Genomic DNA, 15,560 nt, shown 5'->3' on the forward strand with positions numbered 1-15,560 from the left:
ATTAAATAAAATAGACACATAAGGAGCGAAACGATGGAATGGATAGAACGATTAAACAGCGCAATAAATTATATGGAAGAACATTTGACAAAGGATATTGATTATGACGAGCTGGCAAGAATAGCCTGCTGCTCCACCTATCACTTTCAAAGAATGTTCTCTTATATGGCCGGAGTGCCCCTTTCCGAATATATCCGCAGGAGACGGATGTCCCTTGCCGCGGCAGATCTACAGGGTGGTGAAGAGAAGATTATCGATATTGCCCTTAAATACGGCTATGATTCGCCCACCGCATTTAACCGCGCATTTCAAAGCATTCACGGCATTGCACCTTCTCAGTCCAAAACAGAAGGGATCAGTCTAAAATCCTATCCTCCCATCAGCTTTAAAATAACAATTAAAGGAGAAGCTGAAATGAATTACAGAATTGAAAAGAAAGACGCATTTAAAATTATAGGGATCTCTAAACCACTCCATCAGGATATGGAAGAAAACTTTGCAATCGTTCCGCAAATGTGGCAGGAAGCTGCCGCAAACGGTATGATACCTAAGCTCGCTTCCCTGATGAACACACAGCTTATGGGCATATTGGGGGTCAGCGCCTGCAACGATCTTATGCAATGGAAATATTATATAGCGGCCGCAAGCACCCTGCCTGCGCCGGAAGGCTTTGAGGAATATGCGGTGCCCTCCGCAACATGGGCCATATTCAGCGGTGAAGGGCCGGCATTGTCCATTCAGGAATTAGAAAAAAGAATTGTTACGGAGTGGCTTCCTTCGTCGGGATACGAATACGGCAATGCTCCGGATATCGAGGTTTATCTTTCTTCCGATCCGGAAAATACCAAGTATGAAATATGGATACCCGTCACGAAAAAGGTGAATTTATAATGGTTCATTTGGTTTACTGCAATGATAAAGAAATGGAGCTTGAAAAAATCCTTTCCGGAGAGCAGCGCATGCTAATCCGGGGAGCCGCCGGAAGAAAGATTCCCCATAGCCGCGTCTTTCCTGGGGAAACTCTATATTTAATGAAAAAAGGAACCGCAAGCATCTGTGCGATGGCGACCGTAAAAGATGTACAAAACTATGTAAAGCTGACAGATGAAGATATCGTGAATATCATGGCGGATAATCAGGATAAGCTTTGCCTTTCCCCGTCGCAAAAGATACGCTGGCATAAAAAGTGCCTTTGCCTTGTGGAATTTGAAAGCTTACAGCAAATAGCACCCCTTGCCTTTGACCATCAGGGCAATATGGACGATTGGCTCATTCTGGAAAAGATAGAGGACGTTGTGGAGGGCTCCAGCATTCCTTATAACTATGATAACAGCCGTTTTAAAAAGTAGATTCCCTGCTATTTCTTCATTTTGAACCGAACGATGTTCTTCTCCTGCTCGCAGTCTAAAATATTCAGCGAGTTGACAAAGGAGCTGAATTTGGAATGTCCGAAGTTGCGCACGTCAAAATCCGGGAACCGTTTCCCCAACTGGTTTCTAAGTTCGGAGGAATGGATCCACTCGTCATCGTCGGATCCTTCCTCTACCAAAGAAATAATCGCTTTTTTTATCATGATCAGGTCGGTCTGCGGCCTTAATTCTTCTTTTTCTTTTTTAGAATCATTTCCTTTTGCCGCCTTTTTCGAACGGATATTTTTGGAGGCTGCTTTCAGCGCAGCAGGTTCCTCCTTCTTGGAGGCACTTTCCTCCCCCTGCTCCTTAGAAAGCAGAATATCCAAATATTTGAACTGATTACATGCCGAAATAAAAGGCTTGGGAGTCTTGCTCTCTCCCATACCTACCACATACATGCCCGATTCCCGAAGACGCATTGCCAGTCTGGTGAAGTCGCTGTCCGAAGAAACGATGCAGAAGCCTCCAACAGTGCCGGAATAAAGAATATCCATGGCATCGATGATCATCGCCGAATCAGTGGCATTTTTTCCCGTAGTATAACCATATTGCTGAATTGGCGTAATGGAGTTGTCAAGCAGCACATTCTTCCACGATACCAGCCTCGTATTGGTCCAGTCGCCGTATATTCGCTTATATGTCGCTATTCCGTTTTTCGCCGTTTCATCCAAAATAATCTTTACATACTTATCCGAAATATTATCCGCATCGATTAGTACCGCAAACTTCAGTTCTTTATCCATAAAATAAACCACACCCTTCCATAAATTTCCAACTAAATTATATTTAATCAAATTCTATCATATTTCTCCGTAAATATCATAATAAAATGCATATTGCTGCAAAATTCCTGCATATCCCTCATATTTTTCAAAGGGAAAACCCTCAGGATAATATTTTAAGAGCACTGTTTTAATATGAGTGTCCACAGGGAATGCCTCCACATGGCGAAGTGCGAACAGACAGATGCATTCCGCTACCTTGATACCAACGCCGCATAGTTTCATCAGTTCCGCCTTCGCTTCCTCATAGGCCATATCCGCAATCCCGGCAAAATCTATCTCTCCTTCCACAATCATTCTGGAAGATTTCAATATGTATCGGCTTCTATAGCCCAGATTGCATCCCTGCAAATCCTCTAAGGTCAGCCCAGCCAGCCTCTCCGGCGTGGGAAAGGCATAGTATTTCTCTCCCCGGATATTATATTTCTCTTCACCGAAGCTGCTGCACAGCGATTCCACGCACTTCTTAATCCGCCGGATATTGTTCTGCTGGGAAATAATGAAGCTGATAACAGTTTCAAAGATTTCCTGTCTCAATATGCGGATGCCGCTTCCGCAGCTTACTGCCCGCAGCATATACTCGTCCGTTTTATCCACCGACTTGTATATTTTCCGGTAATCTCTTCCACAATCGAAATAGTTTGTCCACAGCTTATCCCATTCCTCCTGCGTGCAGGAAAAACAAACGCCATCCTCCGTCTCTTCCATCTCCAAATACTCTCCGTAGGCAATGAGAGCATATTTATTTTCTTGTCCTGCCAAGGCATTCATCCGAAAGCATTGTCCCGATTTGCTTATCTTCTCCAAATCGAAATCCTTCATTTGCACCTTTATCATTTCGTGTCCGTACTCCCTTTCTAATATCCGTCCTGCTTCCCCACATATTCGAAGCTCGCTCTATCGTCGGTAAAGTCAAAGATCTTCTTGCCGGAAGCAGTAAAGCGGCAGCGCACCGCACAAGCAATATTTTCCTCTATTTTTCTGCACATACTGCCTTTTTGAGGAGCATATAACAAAAGCCTTTTTTCTTTGGCTCCAGCGCTTTTCCCATTCTCTTTGGCTTCTTCCCATACCTTATATATTTCCAGTTTATATTTTCCCTGATTTATGATTAGTGTATTTTCCGTATTTTTTGCAATACGTGCGCCCGTATATGTGGCCAGGCGGTACTCTCTCCCCTGATACAAGATGGCACAGATGCAACCGGTAAATGTAAAGCAGCCAAACGGAATATGCGCTGCGGAGACTACCAGGGAGCAATCTCTCTTTCCGGTCCATCCGCTGCACTGAATCCACGTATAAAATCGAGGGAAAGAGCTGCCGCAATCCTTCTCCACATATCCCGTTCCATTGGAAAAATCATATTCCCTGCCGTTTATTAAAATCCTTCCGCTTATGCTGTGAAGCATGCTCAGAATCCCGTGGCGGCACTGCATGAAGGGCAGAAAGCGGAAAGGACCCATAATATCCGACAAAAGCCCGGTAAACGGCGAGTAATACAAGGTTCCCGTTATCGTTACATTCTCATTTCTTAAATTTACGCTAATTCCACCTTCAGAAAATACATTATGATTTATTTTAACATAAAATTGCTTTTTTGAAGCATAGAATTCTTTCTCTTCAAAAGAAAAGCAATAAGCACCTTCCTCCGTTACTACTTGGACAGAGGCAGTACGCTTTCCATTCTCGCTCACATGGAATGCCGGAATAAAGGCGATGGAAGTATTATCCTTTTGATGCTTTAAATACCAGCCCTCAAAGTAAGCCTTTTTTCTATGTCCTCCGCGGAAATTATTCATTCGCCAAGTCCTCGATTGCCGGATTATCTATTACCTTGCCGTCACCGTCAAAACGGGAGCCATGGCAGGGACAGTCCCAGCTTAGCTCATCCGGGTTCCATTCCAGCGCGCAGCCCATATGGGTACACTTAGGCGTTGCTGTAAAAACCCCTTTGCTCAGGCCTTTTACCGACTGGGCACCATCCTGCGCGAGATTAGCCGCTGATGCCTGAACATGAAATCTCTGGGGAGTAAAAAGCTCCTCATAGGGGCTCTGCCCTTTCGCAATCAGATCGCTAAGCAGCATTGCCGAGACCATAGAGCTTGTCATGCCCCACTTTCTAAATCCTGTAGCCACGAACCAATCGGGAGTGGAGGACGAAAATTGCCCAATATAAGGAATATCGTCGAGAGGCATGCAATCCTGCGCGGAAAAATGAGTGATTTCCTTACATTCGGGAAACCATTTCTCTGCCGCCTTACGCAGTTTCTGGTAGCTTCCTCCGCCTGTATTCTCTCCGGTTCTATGTCCGCCGCCGCCTAATAGAAGATAATCTCCGCTTTTACGAAAAGAGAATCCTTCCATGTCGATGCCGATATAGACATGATCCATCTGCTTTGTATTTTTAAGCGCAACTACGTAGCTGCGCTCCTGATGAAGCCGCAGGAAATAATATCCGGGAACATTAATAAAGGGATAATGAGCTGCGAACACCACTCGCTTTGCCCTGACCGTGGCCCGGTTTGTAATTATTTTATTCTCTTCCTCCGCCCGTTCCACCTGGAGCACCTTTGTATCCTCATAAACGGTAATATTTTCAGATATTCTTTCCAAAAATAAAAGAGGATGGAATACCGCCTGATCGTAAAACTTAAGGGCGCTCTTTACCGGGAAAGGCAGCTCCGTTTTGTCAGTAAGCTCGGCACATATTCCAAGACTCACCGCGGCCTCTTCCTCCTTCTTGAGCGTATCCGTGTGCTCACAGGAATAAAGGTAGGCAGAGCACTCCCTGAATTCACAATCGATCCGTTTCTCCTCTACCAGACTCCTAAACTGGGCAATGGCGAGACGGTTTGCCTCCGCATAAAGCTTCGCATTTTTCTCTCCTATTTCCCCTATAAGCTTATGGTAAATGGGACCATGCTGTAAAGTAATTTTGGCCGTGGTATTCTTCGTCTGCCCGCTCCCTATTCGCGACGCTTCCAAAACCACCGTTGGAATTCCTTTCTTTTCCAGAAAATAGGCAATCAATATACCTGCCATCCCGCCGCCGATTACCACCGTGTCTGTCGTTATATCTTCTAATAACGGTTCCCTTCTTGAAATATCTGCCGTCATTGTCCATATGGAATCCATGATTATGCCTTCTTTCCTGTTTTTGTACACCATGCATAATAAGTATTCACATAAATAGGGCGTATTAAACCGTTATTTGTAACTGCTCTATACCTTCTCAGTTACTGTTATTTTTTCTTTTTGCGCAGTGAATCTGCAAGCATCGTCAGTATCTCGATATCCTCTTCCAAGAGCCCAGTCACATCGATGTATCTATTTTTTTCTATGCCCAGTAGGTAGTCGGTACTGACCCGAAAAATACCTGCGACCTTTATCAATACTTCGTAAGAAGGATATCTTGTACCCGCCTCATAGGAGCAGATAGCGCTTGTCGCAAGACCCAATCGGTCTGCCAATACCTTCTGCGTCAATTTTCTTTCCTTTCTCAATGCCCTTAACCTTATACCAAATTTTATCAATAGTCACCCCTTCTTTCGCCCCTTCTTTCACATATAGTGTATCTTCTATTAATTTCGTTTTGGTAAAATTATATTCACATATTGTGAATTTTTATATTGAAAAAATAGTAATAAAGGAGTAGAATAGTAATAATTTACAAATTATTCCGATATACGACAGAGGAGTTCCAATAATCAGGGGAATTGGCTAATGAATTACACGTTATGTGAAATTACACGAGAATTATGTGAAACTTATCTTTTAAATCCGATAAAGAGCAAAAACAGTGTCAAAAATTATTTTGATGACGACTTAATACTTATAGGTACAGGGAAACATGAAATATTTACTTCTCTTGCCGCCTTTCAGTCTGCTTGGAACAATTACGATGTTGACATAGCTTTCGATATTTTAAGTGAATGGTACGAATGCCGCCAGCTTTCTGAAGACCTTTATTTGGTTTACGGCTGCTTGTGGATGAAAGAAAAAGAAAACAAACGAAAAGAAATTCTTATAGAAATGGATACCCGCCTCAGCATTATCTATGAAGTGAAGGACAATTCTTATAAAATACTCCATATCCATCATTCTATACCGAATAAAGAGCAGGGATGTGACGAACATTATCCGAAGGCAATAGCCGAAAAAGCTAATTCCATGATTGCTAAGTTCAAGAAAAAAGCAGAGCAGGATTCCATGACAGGACTGCTTAACCATAGTACCTTTGAGCACTACATTAATAAGCATATAAAAAATAATCCCGTAGGTGTTTTTTATATGATAGACATTGACGATTTCAAACAAATAAATGACATGTATGGGCACGAGCAGGGCGATAAAGTAATCAAAGATTTCGCGGACCTGCTTTCCGTTGTTTTTAGCAGCAATGCGTATCTGGGCCGGCTGGGCGGAGATGAATTTGCTGTCTTTGAAACTGAACTATCGGATAGGTCCCTGATTCAGCAAAAAGCGAAAAACATTATTAATGAATTCTCTTCTCTCTCCTGTAAATACGGCAATGAACTACAGCTAAGCTGTTCTATCGGAATTTCCCTCATCAATAATATAAGCAGCAGCTTCAGCCATCTATATCGAAGTGCAGATAAAAATCTTTATCTATCCAAGAATGGCAAACGGGGGACTTATCACTTAAATGAGGATATATAATCGCTTACCGGCTATTATATATCCTCATCTTCTATCCTGCACTCCTTACAATAACCATAAAGCTCCAATTTATGGCCCGTAATCATGAAATTATCGTTTTCTGTCTCTATCTTCATATGCTCAAATGGACATTTCTTAAGCGCTATCAGCTTATGGCATTTCAGACATATCGCATAATGCTTATGAGTGCCGTAATTCCACTCATAATACGCCATATCTCCACCCATCAGCGTAGATTTCGACACATAACCCTTTTCTTCAAAAATACCCAGCGCCCTGTACACTGTCGAAATCGCAAAATTAGAATTCCCGCACGTCTGTGCCAGACGGTTATAGATATCCACCGCACTGACCGGCTCCGTTTCCTCAGATAAAATCCGAAAAATTTCTTCCCTTTGCTTCGTCTTCTTTATCTCCTGAGGAAAAGCCAAATCCTCACAATTTTTCATATATACCAAGCACCTTCCTCCATACTATTCTTTTCTTCCTGAGGTTTTACCTTTCTACGGATAATTTTCAAACCGCAATTCCTGCAAGATCAATTACAATTCCCGCAATTACTCCAATCGCATAAAGCAGAACCGTAATCTTTATATTTTCTTTCAAGTCGTCGTTCACTCGAAACAAAATAAGAAGCCCCACACCCGTTCCGGCGAGCAGACCGGCCATCATAGAACCCAGCCCCATCATGCCTTTCAGATAAAGCTGCGTAATCGCAATGGAAGAAGCACAGTTAGGTATCAATCCCACTAAGGCCGCTACCATCTGCCCCAGAATAGGTCTGTTCAAGACCAAATTCGAGAGGAAGTCCTCTCCCACAAGATAAATTACTGTATTCAGAGCAAAAGAAATCGCAACGATAAAAAAGAAAATATTAAAGGTATGCCGCGCCGCCGACCTAAATATTCCTTCCTCACAGTGACAGTTTTCATTTTTGCAGACGTGGCCGATATCCATATGCCCGCTTTCTTCGTGACTGTGTACATGTATGCTTTTCTTCTTGATCAGCAAATCAATAATAAAGCCGGCCGCCATACCGATTGCCACCTTCATCCCCACAAGCTTTAGAATCACGGATATGTGCACCTGCTCGGAAATCAAAATAGGCAGCATTTCATCGGAAGTAGATAAAAATATTGCCATTAATGTACCAAGGGTTATGATTCTCCCTGCATATAAATTGGATGCCGCCGCTGAAAAGCCGCATTGGGGAAAGGCTCCTAATATACTTCCGGGAATGGCGCCGAAACGACCGGATTTTTCTATTGCAGCCTTCGTCTTCTCCCCCATCTTATGTTCCATATATTCCATTGCCAGATAAGTGAGGAATAAAAAAGGAAAAAGTTTCACTGAATCTATCAGCGTATCTATTATTACATCTAACATAAAAAGCCTCCCTTAACAAACTGTAATGTTACTGTTCAATCACGTTCATACGCAACTTAACAGCAATTGTTAAGCCACTGTGTGAAAAGTAACATTGTAATTTCCGTTATGTTTATTATTGAAATCATAATTGCAATTGCAACTCATTCGCAATTATAATAAACACAATAGAGCCGTTTGTCAAGAGAAGCTTTCTGAATTATAAGTGTTTTGTGCTATGAATAGTGATAGTCTTTTTAATCGCTGCTATGAAACCGAAGGGCGCGCAGCAACATTTTTTTCGTTGATAAAGACACCTTTCAGCCTTTCCATATCGAATTGCCTGGTAAACCATTCGCATTTGCATAAAAACAGATAATAAATATTTAAGCCGCAGCCATGAATCGTTTCGAAATTTCCCTGTCCCTTGGAAATTATAACATCCGCTTCGCCAATCGCCTGTCTCGCTTCATCGGATAAATGACTTATCTGCGTTCCGGCGATTCCGTTGCCGTTACCGATTACCTCCACGATTTCCGTAAGCCCCACCGCCTTAGCCTCCTCGATAGTAGCGTCATTTAGTACCGCCATTCCCCGTACGATTACTTTTATATGCAGATCGGGATACTGTTCCTTCAAAATTTTAATCAACAACTTATCCGCAACGATCTCTCCGCAGTTATCGGTGAGATAAACTAATTTTCTGCAGGAAAGCAGATCATTTTGAAACATACGGAAGGTTCCTTCTTCCAGCTTCTCTTCCCTCGCCTTATTAAGCAGCTGCAAGAGCTTATCCCGGCTCACCTGATTCATTGCACCATAGTCTATATAGTTTGCTGTTCTGGCATAATTCAGAGCATTTGAAAGTATTTCTTCTTTGCTGCCTCCCATACGGATTCCCTCTTCCAGCTCCTCCTCCATGGACAGCATCAGGGAATTAAATTCCTCCTTTTCCCTTTCATAATCGGGAAACTCACCGAAGTACCGCTTGTATACACAATTGATTTTGTACACGAGGAAAGGGGCCGATGCTTCCGATTCTGCGGAACCGATAATACCTGCCACCTCTTTCATATAGGCTGCCTTTTTATTCTCATCCTCTATGCTTCGAATACGCTCCTCCTGCCTGTCGATCAAGCATCTGATACACAATGAACTCAGTTTCATTTTTTATCCTTTCGTGGAAATTAATTGTCAATCCGATTATGACGGAAAACGAGGATAAATGCAACCAGGCATAGTAAAAAGTTAATGATAACCACCGAAATTGTCTCGCCGGTCAAGTGATAGTCCGAAGGACTGAGCATGAAATTTCCTATCTGCTGCCCGTAAATATATTTTGACACCTTGCCGATTGTCTCATTAAAATAAGCAATCATGGGAAGAAAAGAAATCACCATACTGATAGGAACTGCCAGCGCATTAGCACCTATGGAATTATTGGCAAAGCCTCCTATGGCCAGGCCCAGTACAATGGAACAAATACAGCCGATGGCCATACATAGCATAAACGCTGCACCACTTCTCACATCGTAGCTGCCCATGGCGAGATAACTGCTGCCCGTCAGCATCGTGCAGAAGAACACAAATCCTCCGATACCTGACAAATATTCAACCGGACGTATTCCTGACAGAATGAGCACCCTGAGCGTATTCTTCTCCTTTTCCTCAGATATGATGGATGCGGTTACCACCACAGGAGTAAAAACAGCATGCATGGTGGCAAATATCGAAATAAAAAAATCTGTCTGACCGAGCTGGTCGCCCACCGATGTAGTCATGACCGCTGCGACCAATGGATATACGAAGAACAATACCAATACCTGTGTATTTTTTAAAATATCCTTACACTGCTTTACAAAAACAGCACTTATATGAGAAATATCCGTCTTCATTCCTCAAGCCCCCTTCCCGTCAATGTGAGAAATACCTGCTCTAAATCCGGCTCGGAGGAATGAATAGAAACAACTTCTCCCTGCTTAAAAAGCTCCTCGATCCTTGCCGCGTTCTCAGGCAGATTTGCCAGCATTATCAACTGTTCATTTTTTATAAGTATACTTATCTTATTTTCTTGATTATACTTCCGGCACAACTGTCCGGGCCTTCCATATTCTATTATTTTTCCTTCATGCAAGAGAGCGACATTATCGCAAAGCTTTGTTGCTTCTTCCATATTATGGGTAGTCAGAAATATCGTTGTACCTTCACTTCTAAGCCTTAACAAAAGCTCATGTATCGACTTCGTAGTCGCAGGGTCCAGACCACTTGTAGGCTCATCCAGAAATAAAAGCTTCGGCCTGTGCAGAATAGCTCTAGCCAGTATCAATCTCTGTTTCATACCCTTTGACAGCTTTCCCGCCGGAGTTTTTTTCTCCGCCGAAAGTCCCACCATGCCGAGAACCTCTTCTATTATCTTTTTATCGATCTTATATATATTTACGAACAGCTTTAGGTTATCATAGCAATCCAACCGCTCATAAATACCGCTGTTATCCATCACCATTCCAATCTCTCTATAATTATTCTCTTTCAGCCTGTCACAGCTTTCCCCAAACACAAACGCTTCTCCAAAGCCTGCAAGCTGTCCCGTCAAAATTCTAATAAGCGTTGTCTTCCCCGCCCCTGAAGGGCCCAGCAGTCCGAATATCTCACCTTCCTCTATCTCAAATCCAACATTCCTCAAAACTTCTTTTTCCCCAAAGCTCTTCCCCACATTCACTAACCTGACCGCTTTCATCCGATCCACATCCTTCCTCTATTAATCACCACTACCTATAAATCTAACCTTATATACGCTTCTAAGCTAACTCTTGTTCCTCCTTTTATACTCTTCCAGCCTCTCTTCATATACCTTACTTTCGCACCTCGTCTTCACTACCATCACCGCCGTACTGGCCCCGAAACATATTCCAAAGGACAACACAAACCCAATCCATCCCTGCCAGGAGTATGCCGGGAACCATCCGAAATAAATGATGAAAACGACCATCAACGCCGTAATACAAATTAGCATAAAAACAGTTCTCATCAAATAAGACAGCTTTCCAAAAAGGCTTTCCTTATAAAAAATTTTCTCTATTGCGGAAATGCAAACAGAGGATAATAGGAATTCAAGCAGCGTCCGATAGGCAATCCCCTGATTCCCAAGCCGAAACAGCGTGGAAAACCCTGTTTCCTTTTCCCCCACTAATAGACCTATCCCTGTAGTCACCAAAATAGTTACTCCAAATATAATAAAGGTCTGCGATACGAACCCCAGTCTGTTTATAATATTTCTTTCTTCCATTCCTTTCTGCTCCTTTCTCATCGCTCTTAACCGACAATATCCAGCTTTTTCTTTATTGTTACCGCATATTGTCTGGATACCATCAGCTTCTCTTCGTTATTCATCGTTACCAGTATCCGGCCGTTGAAATCCGATTTAAGAGCCTTTATCTCATTAAAATTGATCAATACAGACTTGCCCGCACGAAAAAATCCCGCGGCTTCCAATTGTTCCTCCAGTTCATATAATTTCAGCGGCGTCTCATATACTTCATTATCTGTATACAAAAAGGTCTTCTTATCCACCGTATCAATATAGAGAATCTTAGCCGCCTCCAGTATATACCTCTGTCCTCCCTTTATTCCGGTCAGTTTCTTGTCATATACGTGCAGCAAGGTTACTATTTTCATAATTTCCTCATCCATCTTTTTACAGTTGATAATGACCTCCGTGTCCTCTTGCCCGGACACTTCATTTACCCGTATTTTCAATGAGTACCTCCTGCTATTTGAGTATCGATACTTGTTTCTATCAATACTATATGAATTTTATAAAGGTATTTCAATTATATTTTTCTATGTTGTCAAAATCTATGACTAAGTTGTCAGATATAAATTTTAAAATGTCTGATAACAAATTACCTTTCTAACATGAAAAGTTACTGTTCTCTGCATTCTCAGTAACACATAATTTCTGCATTTAAATTCGCTCCGTGAACGGTAACCATAAAAAAATGTAAAATCCACTTGACATCATATGTAAAGCACACTATACTAAAAATGTAAAGCTCACTATACCAAAAGAAAGGAGTGATTTTTTGCAGAACAGAATTCAAGAACTAAGAAAACGCCAGAAGGTCACACAAAATGAATTGGCAGATGCTGTAGACGTGACGAGACAGACTATTATTTCACTGGAAAGCGGCAAATACAATGCATCTTTGGTTCTTGCCCATAAAATTGCACAATATTTTAATGTATCTATTGAAGAAATGTTTATTTTTGACAAGGAGGACGAAAACTTATGATGTGTCTATTTAATGCTTTTGAAAAAAATGTAAAAACAAATGAAGAATATGCGAAAATCCTGCAAAAGAGGATCCATATTTTCTATTGGGTCATCGCCGTCGGCATCATCACTGCAGCCGTTGCGGTATGCAATGAGCTCTTTTGGTATCTCGGTGAAAATTCATGGCTCGACGGTGTATATACCGGCGTTGGCTCCGGCATGATCTGCGTGAGTATAATAAAGATAATAAAATACAAGAAAGTGCTCAAAAACGATATGCTTTTAAAGGAAGAGCGCCTGAAGGTACAGGATGAGCGCAATCAAATAATAGCGACAAGGGCAATGCAGTCAGCTACCATCGTCCTTTTTATCCTTTCCTACGCAGCACTGCTTATCGCAGGATTTTTCAGCCGCACCATCTTCTATTGTTTCTGGTGGGTCGTTATCGTTTATTGTTTCTCTTATATCATTTTCAGGAAATATTACAGCAATAAAATATAATAATCAAGCTGAAACAAACAGAGCTTTCAGCTTCCGAAAGGAAAATAAAGAATGAAAAAATTTTTACAGTACTTTAAATGTCTGCTGCCCCTTATCGCAGGCCTCGCAGTGCAGCTTTTGACTGGAATCATTTACAGCATATTGCTAACGGTACAGATAACCGCCCAGATGCCCGGAGCTTCCGGACCGGAGATTCAGGCGGAGGCTGTAGCCCGCTATATGGAAGTAACTCCTTCTTTGATTTTAATTTCCCACATAATCACCATTTTTATGGCTGCCCTTTGGTTCTATTTCGTATCGGGCAGAAGACTGCCCGGAAATCCTATAAAGGGCTTTTCTTTCCTTACTATTCCCGTCATGCTGCTTTGTATGATAGGGCTGCAATATACCTGCTCCGGCATACTTATGATAATCTCTCATCTCTCGCCTGATCTGCTTACCGGATATATGCAGCTTTTGGAAGCCAGCGGACTGGAAAGTTTAACACCGTTTACATTAATCGCTACTCTGTTCTTTGCACCCATAGGAGAAGAGCTTCTCTTTCGCGGGCTGACTCTGCACTGGGCAAAAAAAATCTCCTCCCGGTTCTGGGTTGCCAATCTTCTTCAGGCAATGTGCTTCGGCATCTTTCACGCGAATATCGTTCAGGGGATTTATGCCATGCTCATGGGATTGGTATTCGGTTATGTTCGGGAGAAATATCAATCTTTGTACGCTTCCATTTTACTCCATGCTTTGGTCAACCTCTGCGGTACGATTATTTCAGGACTTTTACTCCCCGACTTGGAACCTGGTCTCGGAATGTCCTTTGCCATCTTGTGCGGCTCATCCATTGTACTGGCTGCCGGGCTTAAGCTCATGCAAAAAGATACTGAAAAAATTTAATTCAGTTCGGAAACTTCCGAGGCTTCTGCCCGCTCCTCTATATCGCTTTGCTACTTTGCAAAGCGATATAGAGGAGTGAAGCTGACGAAACAGACAGCAAAATAAGCAGTGCCGTTTGACTGATTGCCAGCGGTGCACAGCATCACTTACATTCTTTTTATCGCCTCAAAAGCCAGCTCTGATCTTTCACACTCACTAGGTAAAAGGGTAATCTGATAACAAAGTTTACTGCCCTTCATTTTCTCGGCAGCATAGCTTAACCCATTTGTTCTCTCATCCAAAAACGCGGTATCGATTTGGTTTGGATCTCCCAGCAAAATTACTTTTGTTCCCTTTCCGGCCCTGGTTATAATACCCGTTATCTGTTTAGGTGTCATGTTTTGAGCCTCATCTATAATTAGATATGTATCTACAAAGGATCTTCCTCTTATGAAATTCATGGCTTCTGCCGTAATAATGCCCCTGTCAAAAATTTCCTCGGTTTTTCCTTTCAGTTCTTTTTCATTCTTATATCGTTCTTCCTCATTTGAATCAAGCAATTGTTCCAAGTTGTCTATAATTGGCCTCATAAGAGGAGATATCTTTTCTTGTTCGCTGCCTGGCAAAAAGCCTATATCTGCATCAAATTGAGCATTAGGTCTAGTCACCAGGATTTTTCGATAGTCAATCTGTGAAGAATTCATAAGTTTTTCTAGTCCTACCGCCAAAGAATAAAAGGTCTTTGATGTCCCTGCCATTCCTTTTACTATAACAAGCGGAATTTTATCCGCATCTTCCATTAATGCCTCTTGCAAAAAATATTGTCCGGCATTTCTGGGGGTTATGCCGTAGGGTTTACATTTCCTATAGGCAAGGGGGATGATTTTTTCTCCGTCATATCTTCCAAGCTGTGTTTTATTATTCGATTGGTCTGCACGTAACGTTACGAATTCATTTACAATCAACTTGACAGATTGTTTGTTTCCTTTTTCGTCTGTCTGATATATTTCTGATGAGGGAATTCCCTTCTTCTTAAAATCTTTAAATACTTCTTCCGGTACAAATACTTCCCTGCGTCCAAGATATGTTGCTTCTTCACCGGGTACCTGCTCTGTAGTAAAATCTTCTGCTTTTATACCGATTATTTGTGCCTTCATCCGAAGTAAAATATCTTTGGTTACCAAAATAACTTGTTCCGAGCGCTCTTGCAATCCCTTGCATACTTTTAGAATACGATTATCCATCTTATTCTCCGGTAAAGCTTCAGGAAGTGATACATCTACACAGTTGGTTTCAACACGCAGCGTTCCGCCGCTTTTTAAATTTACTCCTTTTAACAAATCTCCTTCGATACAAAGTCTCTCTAAATATCGTATAGCTTCTCTTGCATTAGCTCCCTTTTCTCCCTCAGCCTTTTTAAGACCATCCAATTCTTCCAATACAACGAGAGGAATCACCAAATGATTGTCTTCAAAACATTCCAGGGCATAAGGTGCCTGAATTAAAACATTTGTATCGATAAGATAAGTTTTTGTCATATAAGCAACTCTCCTTTTTTAGTTTTCAATTTTCAGACTACTCTTTCAGTTTCACTCATATTTATATTTATATCTATCCTTTTTATGTAAAATATATGTCAAGTTATCGGTATTATTTAACTGACTGCCATTCTCGCCAACACTA

General features: G+C 41.8%; 19 protein-coding genes. 6 read left to right on the forward strand and 13 right to left on the reverse strand.

All coding sequences use genetic code 11. The features are described from left to right. The first annotated feature begins 33 nt into the window (after window positions 1-33). Entirely contained in the window at window positions 34-891 is an 858-nt protein-coding gene (locus tag CC90_RS0115445) for an AraC family transcriptional regulator (protein ID WP_031391641.1), read from the forward strand. Further along, the gene (locus CC90_RS0115450; protein ID WP_031391642.1) at window positions 891-1,349 is read left to right on the forward strand and encodes a hypothetical protein; all 459 of its coding nucleotides are present in this window, start codon (window positions 891-893) and stop codon (window positions 1,347-1,349) included. The genes CC90_RS0115445 and CC90_RS0115450 overlap by 1 nt, the downstream gene beginning before the upstream one ends. Before the next feature lie 8 nt (window positions 1,350-1,357). Here CC90_RS0115450 and CC90_RS0115455 read toward each other — a convergent pair whose 3' ends face one another. From CC90_RS0115455 to CC90_RS0115475, 5 genes are all read right to left on the reverse strand, one after another. Continuing rightward, window positions 1,358-2,155, reverse strand: coding sequence for an NYN domain-containing protein (locus tag CC90_RS0115455; protein ID WP_031391643.1), 798 nt, complete (start codon window positions 2,153-2,155; stop codon window positions 1,358-1,360). Window positions 2,156-2,212: 57 nt separating this feature from the next. After that, window positions 2,213-3,031, reverse strand: coding sequence for a DNA-3-methyladenine glycosylase family protein (locus CC90_RS0115460; RefSeq protein ID WP_031391644.1), 819 nt, complete (start codon window positions 3,029-3,031; stop codon window positions 2,213-2,215). A 20-nt stretch (window positions 3,032-3,051) separates the two neighbouring features. Further along, entirely contained in the window at window positions 3,052-3,993 is a 942-nt protein-coding gene (locus tag CC90_RS0115465; RefSeq protein WP_031391645.1) for a tocopherol cyclase family protein, read from the reverse strand. After that, complete coding sequence (locus CC90_RS0115470; RefSeq protein ID WP_031391646.1) at window positions 3,986-5,329, reverse strand: FAD-dependent oxidoreductase; 1,344 nt, start codon at window positions 5,327-5,329, stop codon at window positions 3,986-3,988. Before CC90_RS0115470 ends, CC90_RS0115465 begins: the two co-directional genes overlap by 8 nt. A 107-nt stretch (window positions 5,330-5,436) precedes the next feature. Next, the gene (locus CC90_RS0115475) at window positions 5,437-5,727 is read right to left on the reverse strand and encodes a helix-turn-helix domain-containing protein (protein WP_031391647.1); all 291 of its coding nucleotides are present in this window, start codon (window positions 5,725-5,727) and stop codon (window positions 5,437-5,439) included. Window positions 5,728-5,917: 190 nt separating this feature from the next. Here CC90_RS0115475 and CC90_RS0115480 point away from each other — a divergent pair, with 190 nt between their 5' ends. Further along, window positions 5,918-6,874, forward strand: coding sequence for a diguanylate cyclase domain-containing protein (locus CC90_RS0115480; RefSeq protein ID WP_031391648.1), 957 nt, complete (start codon window positions 5,918-5,920; stop codon window positions 6,872-6,874). A 14-nt stretch (window positions 6,875-6,888) separates the two neighbouring features. Here the strand turns inward: CC90_RS0115480 and CC90_RS0115485 are convergent, their stop codons facing one another. The 7 genes from CC90_RS0115485 to CC90_RS0115515 all read right to left on the reverse strand — a co-directional run bounded on the left by CC90_RS0115485 (window position 6,889) and on the right by CC90_RS0115515 (window position 11,995). Continuing rightward, on the reverse strand, window positions 6,889-7,323 hold the full coding sequence (locus tag CC90_RS0115485; protein ID WP_031391649.1) for a Fur family transcriptional regulator: 435 nt from the start codon (window positions 7,321-7,323) through the stop codon (window positions 6,889-6,891). Window positions 7,324-7,390: 67 nt separating this feature from the next. Then, a complete protein-coding gene (locus tag CC90_RS0115490) occupies window positions 7,391-8,260 on the reverse strand; it encodes a putative manganese transporter (protein ID WP_031391650.1) in 870 nt (289 codons plus the stop codon). A 246-nt stretch (window positions 8,261-8,506) separates the two neighbouring features. Next, complete coding sequence (locus CC90_RS0115495; protein WP_031391651.1) at window positions 8,507-9,406, reverse strand: damage-control phosphatase ARMT1 family protein; 900 nt, start codon at window positions 9,404-9,406, stop codon at window positions 8,507-8,509. Window positions 9,407-9,426: 20 nt separating this feature from the next. Then, on the reverse strand, window positions 9,427-10,134 hold the full coding sequence (locus tag CC90_RS0115500; protein WP_031391652.1) for an ABC transporter permease: 708 nt from the start codon (window positions 10,132-10,134) through the stop codon (window positions 9,427-9,429). Next, the gene (locus tag CC90_RS0115505) at window positions 10,131-10,976 is read right to left on the reverse strand and encodes an ABC transporter ATP-binding protein (protein ID WP_031391653.1); all 846 of its coding nucleotides are present in this window, start codon (window positions 10,974-10,976) and stop codon (window positions 10,131-10,133) included. Before CC90_RS0115505 ends, CC90_RS0115500 begins: the two co-directional genes overlap by 4 nt. A 66-nt stretch (window positions 10,977-11,042) precedes the next feature. Then, complete coding sequence (locus tag CC90_RS0115510) at window positions 11,043-11,525, reverse strand: hypothetical protein (RefSeq protein WP_031391654.1); 483 nt, start codon at window positions 11,523-11,525, stop codon at window positions 11,043-11,045. 26 nt (window positions 11,526-11,551) lie between these two features. Next, window positions 11,552-11,995, reverse strand: coding sequence for a LytTR family DNA-binding domain-containing protein (locus CC90_RS0115515; RefSeq protein WP_031391655.1), 444 nt, complete (start codon window positions 11,993-11,995; stop codon window positions 11,552-11,554). Window positions 11,996-12,321: 326 nt separating this feature from the next. Here CC90_RS0115515 and CC90_RS0115520 point away from each other — a divergent pair, with 326 nt between their 5' ends. From CC90_RS0115520 to CC90_RS23275, 3 genes are read left to right on the forward strand one after another with little or no spacing between them, the layout of a single operon-like run. Then, the gene (locus tag CC90_RS0115520; RefSeq protein WP_031391656.1) at window positions 12,322-12,531 is read left to right on the forward strand and encodes a helix-turn-helix transcriptional regulator; all 210 of its coding nucleotides are present in this window, start codon (window positions 12,322-12,324) and stop codon (window positions 12,529-12,531) included. Next, the gene (locus CC90_RS0115525) at window positions 12,528-13,013 is read left to right on the forward strand and encodes a hypothetical protein (protein WP_051869652.1); all 486 of its coding nucleotides are present in this window, start codon (window positions 12,528-12,530) and stop codon (window positions 13,011-13,013) included. Before CC90_RS0115520 ends, CC90_RS0115525 begins: the two co-directional genes overlap by 4 nt. A 51-nt stretch (window positions 13,014-13,064) precedes the next feature. Continuing rightward, on the forward strand, window positions 13,065-13,898 hold the full coding sequence (locus CC90_RS23275) for a CPBP family intramembrane glutamic endopeptidase (RefSeq protein ID WP_051869655.1): 834 nt from the start codon (window positions 13,065-13,067) through the stop codon (window positions 13,896-13,898). A gap of 146 nt (window positions 13,899-14,044) precedes the next feature. Here CC90_RS23275 and CC90_RS0115535 read toward each other — a convergent pair whose 3' ends face one another. Then, a complete protein-coding gene (locus CC90_RS0115535) occupies window positions 14,045-15,415 on the reverse strand; it encodes a PhoH family protein (protein WP_031391659.1) in 1,371 nt (456 codons plus the stop codon). Between the last annotated feature and the right edge of the window lie 145 nt (window positions 15,416-15,560).

The organism is Kineothrix alysoides, assembly GCF_000732725.1.
Taxonomy (GTDB): domain Bacteria; phylum Bacillota; class Clostridia; order Lachnospirales; family Lachnospiraceae; genus Kineothrix; species Kineothrix alysoides.

Coding starts and splice junctions, on each gene's coding strand:
- CC90_RS0115500 (WP_031391652.1), bottom strand. CDS start 10,134: ATGAAGACGGATATTTCTCATATAAGTGCTGTTTTTGTAAAGCAGTGT.
- CC90_RS0115450 (WP_031391642.1), top strand. CDS start 891: ATGGTTCATTTGGTTTACTGCAATGATAAAGAAATGGAGCTTGAAAAA.
- CC90_RS0115445 (WP_031391641.1), top strand. CDS start 34: ATGGAATGGATAGAACGATTAAACAGCGCAATAAATTATATGGAAGAA.
- CC90_RS0115495 (WP_031391651.1), bottom strand. CDS start 9,406: ATGAAACTGAGTTCATTGTGTATCAGATGCTTGATCGACAGGCAGGAG.
- CC90_RS0115490 (WP_031391650.1), bottom strand. CDS start 8,260: ATGTTAGATGTAATAATAGATACGCTGATAGATTCAGTGAAACTTTTT.
- CC90_RS0115470 (WP_031391646.1), bottom strand. CDS start 5,329: ATGGATTCCATATGGACAATGACGGCAGATATTTCAAGAAGGGAACCG.
- CC90_RS0115465 (WP_031391645.1), bottom strand. CDS start 3,993: ATGAATAATTTCCGCGGAGGACATAGAAAAAAGGCTTACTTTGAGGGC.
- CC90_RS0115525 (WP_051869652.1), top strand. CDS start 12,528: ATGATGTGTCTATTTAATGCTTTTGAAAAAAATGTAAAAACAAATGAA.
- CC90_RS0115505 (WP_031391653.1), bottom strand. CDS start 10,976: ATGAAAGCGGTCAGGTTAGTGAATGTGGGGAAGAGCTTTGGGGAAAAA.
- CC90_RS0115455 (WP_031391643.1), bottom strand. CDS start 2,155: ATGGATAAAGAACTGAAGTTTGCGGTACTAATCGATGCGGATAATATT.
- CC90_RS0115485 (WP_031391649.1), bottom strand. CDS start 7,323: ATGAAAAATTGTGAGGATTTGGCTTTTCCTCAGGAGATAAAGAAGACG.
- CC90_RS0115535 (WP_031391659.1), bottom strand. CDS start 15,415: ATGACAAAAACTTATCTTATCGATACAAATGTTTTAATTCAGGCACCT.
- CC90_RS0115460 (WP_031391644.1), bottom strand. CDS start 3,031: ATGATAAAGGTGCAAATGAAGGATTTCGATTTGGAGAAGATAAGCAAA.
- CC90_RS23275 (WP_051869655.1), top strand. CDS start 13,065: ATGAAAAAATTTTTACAGTACTTTAAATGTCTGCTGCCCCTTATCGCA.
- CC90_RS0115510 (WP_031391654.1), bottom strand. CDS start 11,525: ATGGAAGAAAGAAATATTATAAACAGACTGGGGTTCGTATCGCAGACC.
- CC90_RS0115480 (WP_031391648.1), top strand. CDS start 5,918: ATGAATTACACGTTATGTGAAATTACACGAGAATTATGTGAAACTTAT.